Source organism: Clavibacter sp. CT19 (assembly GCF_027858075.1).
GTDB lineage: Bacteria > Actinomycetota > Actinomycetes > Actinomycetales > Microbacteriaceae > Clavibacter > Clavibacter tessellarius_A.
This window is the reverse complement of the sequence record NZ_JAQHYR010000001.1, coordinates 287312-301107: the sequence shown is the minus strand read 5'-3', so window position 1 is coordinate 301107 and position 13796 is coordinate 287312. Positions and strand designations below refer to the sequence as shown.

The 13796-nt window shown below is 73.5% G+C and carries 14 protein-coding genes and 1 tRNA gene; 7 read left to right on the top strand and 8 right to left on the bottom strand.

The genetic code is table 11. From position 1 onward, the window contains the following. Window positions 1–8: 8 nt before the first annotated feature. Window positions 9–2168, bottom strand: coding sequence for a bifunctional metallophosphatase/5'-nucleotidase (locus PED38_RS01335; RefSeq protein WP_270979257.1), 2160 nt, complete (start codon window positions 2166–2168; stop codon window positions 9–11). 177 nt (window positions 2169–2345) lie between these two features. Next, window positions 2346–3662, bottom strand: a complete 1317-nt coding sequence (locus PED38_RS01330) for a LuxR C-terminal-related transcriptional regulator (RefSeq protein ID WP_270979256.1) — start codon at window positions 3660–3662, stop codon at window positions 2346–2348. A gap of 121 nt (window positions 3663–3783) precedes the next feature. Here PED38_RS01330 and hxlB point away from each other — a divergent pair, with 121 nt between their 5' ends. Beyond that, window positions 3784–4395, top strand: a complete 612-nt coding sequence (hxlB, locus tag PED38_RS01325) for a 6-phospho-3-hexuloisomerase (protein WP_270979255.1) — start codon at window positions 3784–3786, stop codon at window positions 4393–4395. A gap of 59 nt (window positions 4396–4454) precedes the next feature. Further along, window positions 4455–5078: a 3-hexulose-6-phosphate synthase gene (hxlA, locus tag PED38_RS01320; RefSeq protein WP_063072862.1), complete on the top strand. Its 624-nt coding sequence runs from the start codon at window positions 4455–4457 to the stop codon at window positions 5076–5078. 79 nt (window positions 5079–5157) lie between these two features. On the opposite strand, the gene PED38_RS01315 is transcribed toward hxlA, so the two are convergent. Beyond that, entirely contained in the window at window positions 5158–6174 is a 1017-nt protein-coding gene (locus PED38_RS01315; protein ID WP_270979254.1) for an NAD-dependent epimerase/dehydratase family protein, read from the bottom strand. Next, window positions 6171–6368 carry a hypothetical protein gene (locus PED38_RS01310; protein WP_270979253.1) on the bottom strand — a complete coding sequence of 66 codons (198 nt, stop codon included), beginning with the start codon at window positions 6366–6368 and terminating at the stop codon, window positions 6171–6173. Before PED38_RS01310 ends, PED38_RS01315 begins: the two co-directional genes overlap by 4 nt. Before the next feature lie 132 nt (window positions 6369–6500). On the opposite strand from PED38_RS01310, the gene PED38_RS01305 reads away from it, so the two are divergent. Continuing rightward, the gene (locus PED38_RS01305; protein WP_270979252.1) at window positions 6501–7607 is read left to right on the top strand and encodes a CPBP family intramembrane glutamic endopeptidase; all 1107 of its coding nucleotides are present in this window, start codon (window positions 6501–6503) and stop codon (window positions 7605–7607) included. Here PED38_RS01305 and PED38_RS01300 read toward each other — a convergent pair. From PED38_RS01300 to PED38_RS01285, 4 genes are all read right to left on the bottom strand, one after another. Beyond that, window positions 7495–8178 carry a GNAT family N-acetyltransferase gene (locus PED38_RS01300; RefSeq protein WP_270979251.1) on the bottom strand — a complete coding sequence of 228 codons (684 nt, stop codon included), beginning with the start codon at window positions 8176–8178 and terminating at the stop codon, window positions 7495–7497. The genes PED38_RS01305 and PED38_RS01300 overlap by 113 nt on opposite strands. A gap of 88 nt (window positions 8179–8266) precedes the next feature. Further along, complete coding sequence (locus PED38_RS01295) at window positions 8267–8953, bottom strand: uracil-DNA glycosylase (protein ID WP_270979250.1); 687 nt, start codon at window positions 8951–8953, stop codon at window positions 8267–8269. A 10-nt stretch (window positions 8954–8963) separates the two neighbouring features. Beyond that, window positions 8964–9686 (bottom strand): Type 1 glutamine amidotransferase-like domain-containing protein, encoded by a 723-nt coding sequence (locus PED38_RS01290; RefSeq protein WP_270979249.1) that lies wholly within the window; start codon window positions 9684–9686, stop codon window positions 8964–8966. A 106-nt stretch (window positions 9687–9792) separates the two neighbouring features. Continuing rightward, window positions 9793–9868: transfer RNA gene (locus PED38_RS01285), tRNA-Glu, on the bottom strand. A 104-nt stretch (window positions 9869–9972) separates the two neighbouring features. Here PED38_RS01285 and PED38_RS01280 point away from each other — a divergent pair. The 4 genes from PED38_RS01280 (at window position 9973) to PED38_RS01265 (ending at window position 13621) form a co-directional block, all read left to right on the top strand. Continuing rightward, the gene (locus PED38_RS01280; RefSeq protein WP_063072856.1) at window positions 9973–10611 is read left to right on the top strand and encodes an MBL fold metallo-hydrolase; all 639 of its coding nucleotides are present in this window, start codon (window positions 9973–9975) and stop codon (window positions 10609–10611) included. 119 nt (window positions 10612–10730) lie between these two features. Continuing rightward, complete coding sequence (locus PED38_RS01275) at window positions 10731–11150, top strand: DUF3592 domain-containing protein (RefSeq protein WP_270979247.1); 420 nt, start codon at window positions 10731–10733, stop codon at window positions 11148–11150. 252 nt (window positions 11151–11402) lie between these two features. Beyond that, window positions 11403–12494, top strand: a complete 1092-nt coding sequence (locus PED38_RS01270; RefSeq protein ID WP_270979245.1) for a TerC family protein — start codon at window positions 11403–11405, stop codon at window positions 12492–12494. Between the two features lie 116 nt (window positions 12495–12610). Next, complete coding sequence (locus tag PED38_RS01265; RefSeq protein WP_270979243.1) at window positions 12611–13621, top strand: aldo/keto reductase family protein; 1011 nt, start codon at window positions 12611–12613, stop codon at window positions 13619–13621. Window positions 13622–13796 lie beyond the last annotated feature (175 nt).

Here is a 13796-nt window from a genome sequence, read left to right as displayed (position 1 = left end):
CGCGATCGTCAGCGGCGCGCGGCCGCCGATGCGCGGCGGCGGAACGCGACGAGCGCGAGGCCGAGCGCGAGCGCCGCGAGCGAGGTGCCGAGGACGGGCCCCGCCTCGGATCCCGTCGCCGCGAGCGTCGGCTCGGTGCTGGGCGCGGGCACGACGCCCGTGCCCGACGGGACGACGGATCCACTCGCCGTGTCGAGCGCGAAGAGCACCGACGCGCCCGTGCTCGGCAGCAGGAACGCGAGCTGGTGCGCGCCCGCGGCGAGGTCGGCCGGGACCGTGAACCGCACGCTCGCGCGGCCCTGCTCGTCGGTCGTGTCGACCACCGCGGCGTCGATCGGCGTGCGCGCGACCTCCTCGCCGTCGATGAGCGTGACCACCTCGGTGTCCTGCACGGGCGCGTTCGAGACGAGCAGCGACGACAGCTCGTAGGAGCGCTCCTGGCCCGCGCGCGGCGCCGCGCCCGTCGTGTCGACGATGCCGATGGAGCGCGTCGCGGAGTCCGGGTCGACCGGCGAGAACTCCGTCACGTAGTCGACGAAGGCCGTGAGGTCGACGCGCCCCGAGTCGCTCTGCTCGGTCGTGTTCGCGAGCTCGGTGAAGCCGTCGCCGCCCTCCGCGAGGAAGCTGTTCGCGACCATCGTGAAGACGCGCGCGGGATCCACGGGCGCGCCTCGGAAGAACACGCCCGTGATCCGCTCGCCGCGCGCGGCCGTCGGGTCGTACGTGTAGGTGAGGTCGCGCGAGATGCCGAGCTTCAGGAAGGGGCGCGTGGCGCCCTCGCCCTGCCACTGCTGCTCGAGCACCGCCCGGATCCCGGCGCCCGTGATCTTCGCGGTCGTCAACGTGTTGGCGAACGGCTGCACGACGGCGGCCTCCTTGTACGTCACCTCGCCCTCCGCGTCACCGGCGCCCGAGGACGCCACGGTGAGGTCCTGGCGGATGCCGCCGGGGTTCATGAAGGCGATCTCCGTGCCGAGGTCCGCCTGCGTGGCCCACAGCTGCGCGTCGGCGACGAGGTTGCCGATGGTGGACTCGCCGCCGCGGTTCTCCGCGCCGTCCGCCTGGCGGGCGCGCCTGATGTCGCCCGTGATCTCGCCGACCGTGCGGCTGCCGATGACCTCGGCCTTCGCGACCGCGTCGTCGACGATGCGCTGCACCGCGGGATCCGCCGGGAACGCCGGCTTCCCCGCGGCGGTGAGCAGCGGCACGAGCTCGGAGGAGATGGAGGTGAGGGCCTTCGTGGCGGGATCCACCGTGAGCGACAGGTGCCCGAGGTTCGTGCCGTAGCTGCCGGTCTGCAGCACCGGGAGCGGGAGCGCCCTGCCCGCGACGGGCAGCTCGTAGTCGTAGCCGAGGTGCGTGTGGCCCGAGATCACCGCGTCGACGTCCTGCTGGACGCCCGTCACGATGCGGCCGAAGACCGAGTCGTCGGTGAGGGACGCCTCGTCGGAGGTGGACGCGCCCTCGTGCACGACGAGCACGACCACGTCCGCCTCGCCGTTCGCGTCGTCGCCGTCGCGGAGCGCGCGGGCGGTCGAGGTGGAGGCGTCGACGACGCTGCCGACGTCGAGCGTCGCGAGGCCGGCGGGGCTCACGAGCTCCGGCAGCGACTCGGTCGTGGCGCCGACGAACGCGACGCGCACGCCGCCGATGTCCTGCACGTCGTACGCCGCGTACGCGTGCTCCGTCGTGCCCTTCTCGTACAGGTTCGCCGAGATGTAGGGGAAGTCCGACGCGGGGACGACGCGGTCGTCGACGTCGTCGCGGCCCTGGTCGAACTCGTGGTTGCCGAGGGTCGAGACGGAGACGCCCATGGCGTTGAGCGCGTCGAGCGTCGGCTGGTCCTGCTGCGAGAGCGAGGTGAAGGTGCTCGCGCCGATGTTGTCGCCCGCGGAGATCAGCGTGCTGTTCGGGTTGGCGGCCTTCGCCTGCTGGAAGGCGCCGGAGATGACGGCGGCGCCCGCGGTGGACGACGTGGTCTCCAGGCGGCCGTGGAAGTCGTTGATCGAGTAGACGTCGATGGCGACGTCGCCCTCGGCGGCGGATGCGGGGGCGGCGCCGAGCCCGAGGGCGGCGGCGGACAGACCGGCCACGAGGGCGAGGGCGCCCGTGCGGACGGTGCCGGAGCGCGCGGCCCCGGACGGGTGGCGGGTGGGGGCAGAGCGCATGCGGGGACGTCCTCGTTCGGGCGGGCGGGTGGTGGGGATGCCCAATACCTTACGTAGCCGAGGTTTCCATGGGGTTAACTCGCGCACCCGCTCCGAGGGCGCCCGGCGCCTCTCGCCCGGCGGCCGCCGCCCGCCGCCCGCCGCCCGCCGCCCGCCGCCCGGCGCCCGCCGCCCGCGTCAGCCCCGCACGAGCCCCGCGAGCTCCGCGCGGGTGGAGGCGCCCATCTTCCGCAGCAGGTTCGCGACGTGGAACTTCACCGTGTTCTCGCTGATCCCCAGGGAGGCGGCGATGGCGCGGTTGCGGGATCCGCCGGCGACGAGCGCGAGCACCTCCCGCTCGCGTGCGCTGAGGCCCGCCTCCCCCGCAGCGTCGAGGCCCGCGGCGGGCGCGTCGAGCGGCAGGCGCACGGCGATCTCGGACCCCCAGCCGGGCGTCGCCGTCACCTCCAGCGTGCCGTCGAGCGCGGCGACCCGGTCGGTGAGGCGGCGGAGCGCGTCGAGGTCGGCGGTGGTGGATCCGGCGCCGTCGTCGCGGATCCCGACGAGGAGGTTGCTGCCGTCGCAGTCCCACTGGATGCGCACGCGCGTCACGTCCGGCTCCTCCACCAGCGCGAGCACGGCGCCGCGGACGATGGCCCGGCCCGCGTGCGCGACCTCGCCCGGCAGCGCGCGGCCGTCGACGGGCGGCTCGACGAACTGCACGTCGAGGTCGCGGAAGCGCACGAGCGGGCGGAGGTCGTCGCGCAGCCGGGCGAAGGCGCGCGCGACGGGCTCCTCGCCGAGCGAGCGGTCGCGATCGCTCGCTGCTCGCAGCTCGACCATGGCGTTGGTCGCGAGGTCGGCGGCGGTCTGGCGCGCGGCCGCGTCGCCCGTGCGGGAGGAGCGCAGCACCGCGAGCAGCGACTCGAGGGTCGTGGCGTGCGCGTCGCCGAGCTCGGCGACCACGCGGGCGCGCTCCGAGGAGACCGCGCGGGCCTCCGCGAGGTAGGCGGGCGGGGCCGCGGCGACCTGCTGACGGATCCCGTGGGCCACGCTCCGCCAGAGCGCGCGCACCAGCTCGCGGGCGGCGGGCACGTCGTCGTGCGCGGCGACGGGATCCACGAGGACGAGGAGCGCGCCCGTGTCGGCGCGCCAGGCGGCGACAGTGCGCGGGCGTCCGCCGACCGGGTGCTCGACGGCCCAGGCGGAGCCGTCGTCGTCGTCGGATCCTGCCGCGAGGCTCGCGAGGATCCCGTCGAGCTCGGCGATGGTCACGTTCTCGACCACCTCCGCCTCGCCGGCCTTCTTGCGCGGGCGGCCCGTGCAGTCCTCCGTGAAGATCACGAGCGCGCGATGCGCGACCACCGGCTGCAGCAGCGTCGACAGGGCGCCGGCCACCTCCTGCAACGGGGCGGCGAGCGCGTCGTGCAGGCCGTCGAGGAGGCCGACCGCGCCGGCGGCGGCGAGCGCGGACGGACGGGCGGCGGGCGAGGCAGGGTGGGTCCGGGACGGCATCCTGCCACCGTACGCCCACCCGGAAGTGCGGCCGTGGCGAGCGGCACCTGCCCGGACGGGTAGGCGGATCCACCCGTCGGGTGGGCAGCGCGCACGCCGCGGCGCGGCCACCATGGACACGATGACGAACACGACGCCCGACCCCCGCCCGACCGGCGACGCCTCCGTCGACGTGGCCGCGGCCCTCACGCTCATCTCGGACGAGAACACCCGCGTGGCCCGCGCGCTGACGGACCCGGACCTCGCGGAGCGCCTGGACGAGGCCGCCCGCGTGATCCGCGACGGCCGCCGCGTCTTCGCACTGGGCGCCGGCCGCTCCGGCCTCGCGCTCCGCATGACCGCCATGCGGTTCATGCACCTCGGTCTCCACGCGCACGTCGTCGGCGAGGCCACGTCGCCCGCGATCGAGGAGGGCGACGTCCTCGTCGTCGCGAGCGGCTCCGGCACCACGGCGGGCATCGTGAGCGCCGCCGAGATCGCGCACGAGGTCGGCGCCCGCATCGTCGCGCTCACGACGGCGGACGATTCGCCGCTCGCCGGCCTCGCGGACGTGACCGTGCTGATCCCCGCGGCCGCCAAGCAGGACCACGGCGGCACGGTCTCCGAGCAGTACGCGGGCGGGCTCTTCGAGCTCTCCGTCGCGCTCGTCGGCGACGCCGTGTTCCACGCGCTGTGGCAGGCGTCCGGTCTCTCGGCCGACGACCTGTGGCCGCGCCACGCGAACCTCGAGTGACCGACGGTCACCCGATCCCCCACCACCCCGACACGCATCACGACAGGAAGAGGAACCGCATGAAGCTCCAGGTAGCCATGGACGTGCTCACGACGAAGGACGCGCTCGAGCTGGCCGGCAAGGCCGCGCCGCACGTCGACATCATCGAGCTGGGCACCCCCCTCATCAAGGCCGAGGGCCTCTCCGCGATCACCGCGATCAAGGAGGCGCACCCCGACAAGATCGTCTTCGCCGACCTCAAGACGATGGACGCCGGCGAGCTCGAGGCCGACATCGCGTTCTCCGCGGGGGCCGACCTCGTGACCGTCCTCGGCGTCGCCGGTGACAGCACCATCGCGGGCGCCGTGAAGGCCGCGAAGAAGCACGGCAAGGGCATCGTCGTCGACCTCATCGGCGTCGCCGACAAGGCGACGCGCGCGAAGGAGGTCACCGAGCTCGGGGCCGAGTTCGTGGAGATGCACGCGGGCCTCGACGAGCAGGCGGAGGACGGCTACACGTTCGGCGACCTCCTCGAGGCGGGCAAGGCGTCCGGCGTGGCGTTCTCCGTCGCGGGCGGCGTGAAGCCCGGCACCATCGGCGACGTGCAGGACGCGGGCGCCGTGGTCGCCGTCGCCGGCGGCGCGATCTACTCGGCCGACGACCCAGCCGCGGCCGCCGCCGAGCTGCGGGCCGCGATCCGCTGATCCACCCGCGCGAACCACGAGCGCCGCGCACCCGTCCCCGGACGGTGCGCGGCGCTCGTGCGTGCGGACGCGGGTCCCGTCAGCGCAGGTCGGAGAGGACCGCGAGCTCCTCGTCGCGCGTGAGCCCGGACCGCCGCGCCCGGTCGACCCCGCGGTCCCGCTCGTCCGCCAGCACGTCGCGCATCGTCTCGGCGAGCGGGCGACGCGCGACGCCCAGCGCCCGGATGCCCGCGTCGCTCCGGGCCAGCATCCCGCCCGCCTCGCGCGGCAGCCACAGCGGCAGCGACCGCGCGCCGGCCCAGTGCCGCACGCCGGCATCCGCCAGCCGCGCGTCCGAGGCGACGACCCGCTCGCCCGTGGATCCCGCGGCGTCCGCCGCGAGGTCCAGCGCCTCCGCGAGCGGCACGCTCTCCCCCACCGCGTCCACCACGCCGTCGAGCCCGCGGACGCCGACCTCCACGACGAGGTCGGCGAGATCGCGCGCGTCGATCACCTGCACCCGGCGGTCGGACGCGTCGGGCACGAGCACCGGCCCGTCGCCCGCGAGCGCGAACCGCGCCGGCCAGTACCCGAACCGGTCGCTGTCGTCGCCCGGACCCGCCATGAGGCCGGGGCGCACGATCATGCGGCGTCCGGCGAGCGCTGCGGTCACCGCGCGCTCGGCCGCGACCTTGGCCTGGCCGTACTCGTCGAGGTCCACCGGATCCACGACCGCCGCCGACTCGTCGTCGCCCGCGCGCTCGAAGGACGCGTACACCGACACGGTGCTCACGAGGGTCCAGTGCCGGGCCCGGTCGGCGAGCGCCGCCACCGCGGCGCGCGCGTGCGCGGCCGAGGAGGTGAGGTCGACGACCTCGTCCCAGTCCGCAGACGCCACCGCGTCGTAGGCGTCGTCGCCGTCGCGGTCGGCGACGACGTGCCGCGCTCCCGCGGGAGCGGATCCCGAGGCGCCGCGCGCGAGGCACGTCACCCGGTCGCCGCGCGCCACCAGGCGCTCGGCGACGAGCCGGCCGATCCACGCGGTGCCGCCGAGCACGAGCACGTCGCGCGGCTCCCGCGCTCCGGCCGCCGCTCGCCCGGCCTCCGCGGCGCTCACGCGTCGCGCGTCGGCGTGGGCTTCCCCGGCCGCACCGACGCGGTGTCCGCCACGTCGATCCGCGTCACGCCGTCCTCCGGCTCCGACACCTGGACGCGCGGCGCCGCATCCGACTCCACCGCCTTCGGGGCCGTGGTGAGCTGCTCGTGCCGCTTCTCGTCGAAGTCCTCGGGTCGGTCCTGATCCTGCTGCATCGGTGCGCCTCTCGTCCGGTCCACCGTACGCGGCACGGGCCGCCGCCGGTCGCGCGCGACCCCGCCCCTCCGCCGCGCGCCCTCCACCCTCGGGTGGATGTCCGCGCAGCCGTGCCCCGGTACCTTTGCCGCATGAGCGCACCGGAGCCGATGCCCCCCGCCCCGCCGTCGACGACCGGGGCCGCGGCCGTCGGCTTCCCGGTCCCCGCGCCGCCGGCCCTGCCGCCGCTCCCCGAGCGCCGGCCCGTGCCGTACCACCACGGCCTCCGCGACACCGGCGGTCCGTGGCGCGGCGTCGTCGCGCTCGTCCTCGGCGCCATCGCCTTCTTCGTCCTGTCGCTCGTCTTCGGCCTCGTCGCCTTCGGCATCGAGTTCGCCACGGGCCGCCTCGACGCGTCGGACGCGTCGTCGCTCGAGACCATGACGCCCGTCATCATGCTGGCCACCAACCTCTCGCTCGCGGCCCTCATCCCCGTCTCGATGCTCCTCCAGCGCTGGCTCTTCGGCGTGCGCATGGGCACGCTGTCGTCCGTCGTCGGCCGCTTCCGCTGGCGCTGGCTCGGCCGCGTCGCGCTGGTGATCGCGCCGGTCTTCCTCGTCTACATCGCGGTCACGTTCGCGCTCGACCCCACCGGCGAGATCCGCGTCGACGGCGAGGTGGTCGCGTTCCTCGTCATCGTGCTGCTCACGACCCCGCTGCAGTCGGCGGGCGAGGAGTACGGCTTCCGCGGCCTCGTGCAGCGCTCGGTCGGATCCTGGTTCCGCGACACGCGGGTCGCGCTCGTCGTCGGGGCCATCGTCGCCAGCTCCCTCTTCGCGCTCGCCCACCTCGCCGAGGACCCGTGGCTCATCGCCTACTACTTCGTGTTCGGCATCTCGGCCACGATCTCCGCACGGCTGACCGGCGGCCTCGAGGCGCCCGTGCTCATCCACGCGCTCAACAACACGCTGCTGTTCATCCCCACGGCGCTCCTCGGCCAGATGTCCGAGTCGCTGGACCGCAGCGACGGCACCGGCGGCCCGTTCATGATCCTGCCGATGGCCGTGGTGCTCGGATCCGCCCTCCTCACCGGATGGTGGGCCCGCCGACACCGCGTCGAGACCGTCGCGCCGCGCCCGCTCACCTCTAAGGAGCAGCTCCAGGAGCGGCAGCGGGCGTGGTGGGACGAGGAGCGGCGTCGCCAGGAGACGATCGCCGCATGGCCCGCGCCCACCGGCCCGGCCGCTCCGTCGGCTTGAGGCTCGCCTGCATGGTGACGGTGCCGAGCCAGCGCCCGAACTTCCAGCCGACGCGGCCCATCCGCCCGCTCTCGGTGAAGCCGAGCGACGCGTGCAGCCGGATGGACGCCTCGGCGCCCTGGTCGGCGATGACCGCGATGACCTCCCGGATCCGCGCCTCCCGGCACGCGTCGAGGAGCGCCTCCAGCAGCGCGCGGCCGAGGCCCTTGCCGGTGGACGCGGCGCCCAGGTAGATCGAGTCCTCCACCGTCGTGCGCGACGAGCGGCGGTTCCCGACGGGCTCCACGAGCGCGTAGCCGAGCACCTGGCCCGACGGCGAGACGGCGACGAGGAACGGCATCCCCATCCGCTCGAGCTGGCCGAACCGGCCGCGCCACCGGGCGAGCGTCATGCGGGTCTCGTCGAAGGTGACGGTGCTGTTCATGACGTAGTGGTTGTAGATCTCCCGGATGTCCGGGAGATCGGAGACGGCGGCTGCGCGGATCTCGAAGGAGAACACGGGCACGGGCGGCGCGGGCTTCCGGAGGTGGGCGGGCAGGCGGCGCCTCGTCTGGTATTCCTCCTCGAGCATGGGGCGATCCTACGGCCAGGGCCGCGCGCCGGTCCGGGCGGTGTGCGCGGCCGTCCGCAGCGCGGATCAGGTGCGGACGGCCGCGGGCTCAGAGCCGCCAGTCGACCGGATCCGCGCCCTGCTCGCGGAGCAGCGCGTCGGCCCGGCTGAACGGCCTCGACCCGAAGAAGCCGCGCGATGCCGACAGCGGGCTCGGGTGCACGGACGTGATGGACGGCACGGGCGCGAGCATCGGCGCGAGCGACCCGGCGTCCTTGCCCCAGAGGATCGCGACGAGCGGGCCGCCGCGGTCGGCGAGCGCACGGATGGCGCACTCCGTCACGGCCTCCCAGCCCGTGCCGCGATGCGAGGCGGGCGCGCCCGGCCGCACCGTGAGCACGCGGTTGAGCAGCAGCACGCCGCTGCGGGTCCACGCGGTGAGGTCGCCGTGCTCGGGGGTCGGGATGCCGAGGTCGTCGCGCAGCTCCCGGTGGATGTTGACGAGGCTCCGCGGCACGGGCCGCACGTCGGGCTCGACCGAGAACGAGAGGCCGACGGGATGGCCGGGCGTGGGGTACGGATCCTGCCCCACGATGAGCACGCGCACGTCGGCGAGCGGCTGCTGGAACGCACGCAGCACGCGGTCGCCCGCCGGGAGGTAGGGACGGCCGGCGGCGACCTCGCCGCGCAGCCACTCGCCCATCCGCGCGATGTCGTCGGCGACGGGAGCGAGCGCCTCCGCCCAGCCGGCGTCCATGAGGCCGCGCTCGACGAGCTCCGGCAGGGTCAGCGCCACGGGCGGCCGATCAGGAGGCGCCGGCGGAGCTGACGGTGACGCCGGTCTCCGAGCCGATGACCGACCAGACGCTGCCGCGCCCCTCGACGACCAGCTGGCCCTCGCCCACGATGAGCACGGTGCCCTCGTCGATGGCGACGCCGCCCTCGACGAGCCCGGCCTCGGTGGCGGCGATGAGCCGGGTGAGGGTGCCCCACTGCGCGGCGTGCACGTCGACCGCGACGTCGATGAGGCCGATGCCCTGCTCGACCGTGACCTCGTCGAGGTCCTCGCTCGCGGACTCCTGCACGACCTCGACGTCGCCGATGCGCCAGCCGCCGACGATGGCGGTCTCGGCGGCGACCGCGGCGCCGGCGGAGAAGCCGAGGTACGGGACGCCCGCGGTGACCTGGCGGCGGATCTCGCCGAAGACCGGCTCGAGCGCCTGGCGGTACGCGGGCGTGAGGCCCCCGCCGACGACGATGCCGTCCACGTCCTGCAGCTGCGCGACCTCGATGGATCCGCCCTCGGGCGCGAGCACCGCGACCGGCTCGCACGAACCGGCGGCACGCAGCGCCTGGGCGTACTGGTCGAACCACTCGGCGCCGAGGCCGTCGTGGACGAGGACCACGGCGATGCGGGCCGGCTCCAACCGGGCGGCCGCGGTCGCCCTCGTCGTCGCCTCGGACAGGAACCGCGCGAGGAGGGGGGTGTCGTCATCCGACAGGCCGCCTCCGACCAGGTGCACACTCACCCCTCGACGGTACAGGCCGCGGGTGTCGCCCCGAGCCGGATCCGCCGCCGGGGAGAAGAAGAAAGCCCGGGCCCTCCGTGAGGAGGGACCGGGCTGGATGACGCGGTGGTGACCCCAACCGGATTCGAACCGGTGTTACCGCCGTGAGAGGGCGGTGTCCTAGGCCGCTAAACGATGGGGCCGTTTTTGCAACTCGTCGAGTATGCCACAGCGCGCACAGCCCGACCAAATCGAGCCCCGACCGGGCCGGTTTGCCCCCGCCGCCTCGACGGTGTTGGCTCCTCTCATGCGATTGACGAAGCTCGAGCACGCCGCCCTGGTCCTGGAACAGAGCGGACGGAAGCTCTTCATCGACCCGGGCTCCTTCACCACCCCCATCACGGAGGCGATGAACGCCGACGCGATCGTCATCACGCACGAGCACCCCGACCACTGGACGCCCGAGCAGCTGAAGCGGATCCTCGACAAGAACGAGGGCGTGCCCGTCTACGCGCCGTCCGGCGTCGCGGCCGCCGCGACCGACTTCGACGTGACCGTCGTCGAGGCGGGCGACGTCGTCGAGGTCGGCCCGTTCACGCTGCGCTTCTTCGGCGGCGACCACGCCGTCATCCACGAGTCGATCCCCGTCGTGCAGAACCTCGGCGTGCTCGTGAACGACGCCCTCTACTACGCGGGCGACTCGTTCACGATCCCCGAAGGCGTGGAGGTCGACCTCCTGGCCGCTCCGGCCGGCGCGCCCTGGATGAAGATCAGCGAGTCCATCGACTACGTCCTCGCGGTGAAGCCGCGTCGCGCGTTCCCCACCCACGAGATGGTGCTGTCGGCGGCGGGCAAGGCCATGTCGAACGGGCGCCTGCAGTGGGCGACCGAGCAGGGCGGCGGCGAGTTCCACGCGCTCGAGCCCGGCGACAGCATCGACCTCTAGACGGCGGGCCGAGCGACTCCGCTCCGCGCCTCCCCCGCCCGGACCACGGGGGGCGCCCCGATAGCATCGAGCTCCGGGCCCGGTCGGGTCCACCACGAGCGGACGCGGGGGCACCACGCATGGACGGTCTCGCCGCGGCGTCCCTCATCATCGAGTTCCTCACCTGGATCGCGCTCGTCCCGGGCATCGCGCTCTACGTGGCGGGCGTCTCCGTCCGCGTGCTCGGCCGCCGCTGGACGGCGACGGAGGGGCTCGTGGCCGACGCGCCGTCGGGCCACGACGGCGCCGGATCCGCCCGCGTCCTCCGGTGGTTCGACGACGACGGCGACGTGCACGAGGCGCCCGCCGACACCGACGAGACCCGCGACCTGGCCGCCGGATCCGACGTGCGCGTCTGGTTCTCGCCGCGCGCCCCCTGGCGGGTCCGCACCCACGCGCCCGAGCTCGACGGCCGTGCGCTCCGCATCACCGGCCTCGTGCTGATCGGCATCGGCGCCGTCGCGGCGGTCGCCGGCATCGCGCTGCTCTTCCTCGAGTAGCGGCACCTCTCGCGCCGGGCCCGAGCGCGCTCGCCCGGCTGGGGATCCGCCCGCGTGGTCGGATGCGCTCCATGCGGCCGTATACACTCGTGTCCCGAAGGGGAGTACTCCCATCCGGCGGTCGTGTCGTCAATACGGTCGGACCACTCCGACCCGTGCGGCCGGTTCCGTGAGCAGCAGCTCGCGGGGTGGAGGAGACCTTCAGTACCCCACCGGACCCACAAGCGGTCCGAGTACTGGAGAACCCCCGAAATGGATGTCCCCTTCTGGCTCTGGGCCGCGACCATCGCGGCCGTCCTCGGCCTGCTCGTCTTCGACTTCTTCGCGCACGTGCGGAAGGCGCACGAGCCGACGCTGAAGGAGTCCGCGACCTGGTCGGTCGTCTACATCGTCATCGCGCTCGTCTTCGGCGTGGGCGTCGGCGTCTTCTCGAACTGGACCTTCGGCGGCGAGTACTTCGCCGGCTACGTGACGGAGAAGGCGCTGAGCGTCGACAACCTCTTCGTCTTCCTCATCATCATGTCGAGCTTCGCCGTGCCGAGGGCCTTCCAGCAGAAGGTGCTCCTCGTCGGCATCGCCATCGCGCTCGTGATGCGCGGCATCTTCATCGCGATGGGCTCCGCGATCATCGACAACTTCTCCTGGGTCTTCTACCTCTTCGGGGCCCTGCTCCTCGTGATGGCCTACAAGCAGATGAAGGAGACGCACGACGAGGACGAGTCCGACTCGAAGCTCATCCGCGTGCTCCGCCGCTTCATCCCCACCTCGGACCACTACGACGGCGACAAGCTCACGACCCGCGTCGACGGCAAGAGGCTCTTCACCCCGATGTTCCTGGTGATGCTCGCCATCGGCCTCACCGACGTGCTGTTCGCGCTCGACTCCATCCCCGCGATCTTCGGGCTGACGCAGGAGGCGTACATCGTCTTCACCGCCAACGCCTTCGCGCTGCTCGGCCTCCGCCAGCTGTACTTCCTGATCTCCGGCCTTCTCGAGCGCCTCGTCTACCTCTCGCAGGGCCTCGCGGTCATCCTCGGCTTCATCGCCGTGAAGCTCGTGCTGCACGCCATGCACGTGAACGAGGTGCCCTTCATCAACGGCGGCGAGCCGATGCTGTGGGCCCCCGAGATCCCGATCTGGTTCTCGCTGTCGTTCATCCTCCTCACCATCACGGTGGCGACCGTCGCCAGCCTCGCGAAGACGAAGCGCGACGCGTCCGCCGTGGAGGGCACCGACCAGGCGGCCGCCGTCGAGGGCGAGAAGGCCCCCGCCGACGCGGACGACGACGCGGCGCGCGGCTCCGGCCGCAGCGTGGAAGCGGACGCGGACGCCCCGCGCCGCTAGCGCTCCCCGCACGACCACGACGCCCGCTCCCGGACTCGGGGGCGGGCGTCGTCGTGCGTGCCGCCGTCGCTCACTTTCGTGCGGAACCGCGGAGGTGCCCGGCGTACGGTCGGACCATGGAATTCAGATACCTCGGCAACTCCGGCCTCAAGATCTCCGAGATCACCTACGGCAACTGGCTCACCCACGGATCGCAGGTCGAGAACGACACCGCGACCGCGTGCGTGAAGGCCGCGCTCGAGGCGGGGATCACCACCTTCGACACCGCGGACGTCTACGCCAACACCAAGGCGGAGACCGTGCTCGGCGAGGCGCTCAAGGACGAGCGACGTGCCTCCATCGAGATCTTCACCAAGGTCTTCGGCCCCACCGGGCCCAAGGGCCACAACGACGTGGGGCTCTCGCGCAAGCACATCATGGACTCGGTCGAGGGCTCGCTCCAGCGGCTCCAGACCGACTACATCGACCTGTACCAGGCGCACCGCTTCGACTACGAGACGCCGCTCGAGGAGACGATGCAGGCGTTCGCCGACGTCGTCCGCCAGGGCAAGGCGCTCTACATCGGCGTGAGCGAGTGGACGAGCGAGCAGCTGCGCGCCGGCCACGCGCTCGCGACGGAGCTGGGCTTCCAGCTGATCTCGAACCAGCCGCAGTACTCGGCGCTCTGGCGCGTCATCGAGGAGGAGGTCGTGCCCACCTCGAAGGAGCTGGGGATCTCGCAGATCGTGTGGTCCCCCATCGCGCAGGGCGTGCTCACCGGCAAGTACAAGCCCGGCCAGGAGCTGCCGTCCGGATCCCGCGCGACCGACGACAAGGGCGGCGCGAACATGATCAAGCGGTTCATGAACGACGACACGCTCTCCCGCGTAAAGGCGCTGCAGCCCGTCGCCGACGAGCTCGACCTCTCTCTCGCGCAGCTCGCGGTCGCGTGGGTGCTGCAGAACGAGAACGTGGCGTCCGCGATCATCGGCGCCTCGCGTCCGGAGCAGGTGCACGAGAACGTGAAGGCCTCCGGCGTGGAGATCCCCGCCGAGCTGCTGACGCGCATCGACGACGCGCTCGGCGACATCGTCGAGAAGGACCCGCGCAAGACGGAGGACAGCTCGCCGAAGACCCGCGAGGCCTGATCCGGCGCCCCGCCCGCACGAACGCACGACCGCGCGGCCCCGCCCGAGATGATCGGGCGGGGCCGCGCGCCTGGTGCCGCGCGGCGACATCCGACCGCGGTCGCCCGGCTCCCGTCGCCTCACGACGGACCTGCGCGGCGGCCTCCTGCGCGATGTCGTCCGGGCGGTAGCATCT

What these genes read in the sequence shown, in the direction of transcription:
- PED38_RS01265 (WP_270979243.1), top strand. Translation starts at nt 12,611, where the DNA reads ATGGAATTCAGATACCTCGGCAACTCCGGCCTCAAGATCTCCGAGATC.
- PED38_RS01305 (WP_270979252.1), top strand. Translation starts at nt 6,501, where the DNA reads ATGAGCGCACCGGAGCCGATGCCCCCCGCCCCGCCGTCGACGACCGGG.
- PED38_RS01275 (WP_270979247.1), top strand. Translation starts at nt 10,731, where the DNA reads ATGGACGGTCTCGCCGCGGCGTCCCTCATCATCGAGTTCCTCACCTGG.
- PED38_RS01280 (WP_063072856.1), top strand. Translation starts at nt 9,973, where the DNA reads ATGCGATTGACGAAGCTCGAGCACGCCGCCCTGGTCCTGGAACAGAGC.
- PED38_RS01335 (WP_270979257.1), bottom strand. Translation starts at nt 2,168, where the DNA reads ATGCGCTCTGCCCCCACCCGCCACCCGTCCGGGGCCGCGCGCTCCGGC.
- PED38_RS01330 (WP_270979256.1), bottom strand. Translation starts at nt 3,662, where the DNA reads ATGCCGTCCCGGACCCACCCTGCCTCGCCCGCCGCCCGTCCGTCCGCG.
- PED38_RS01310 (WP_270979253.1), bottom strand. Translation starts at nt 6,368, where the DNA reads ATGCAGCAGGATCAGGACCGACCCGAGGACTTCGACGAGAAGCGGCAC.
- hxlA (WP_063072862.1), top strand. Translation starts at nt 4,455, where the DNA reads ATGAAGCTCCAGGTAGCCATGGACGTGCTCACGACGAAGGACGCGCTC.
- PED38_RS01270 (WP_270979245.1), top strand. Translation starts at nt 11,403, where the DNA reads ATGGATGTCCCCTTCTGGCTCTGGGCCGCGACCATCGCGGCCGTCCTC.
- PED38_RS01300 (WP_270979251.1), bottom strand. Translation starts at nt 8,178, where the DNA reads ATGCTCGAGGAGGAATACCAGACGAGGCGCCGCCTGCCCGCCCACCTC.
- hxlB (WP_270979255.1), top strand. Translation starts at nt 3,784, where the DNA reads ATGACGAACACGACGCCCGACCCCCGCCCGACCGGCGACGCCTCCGTC.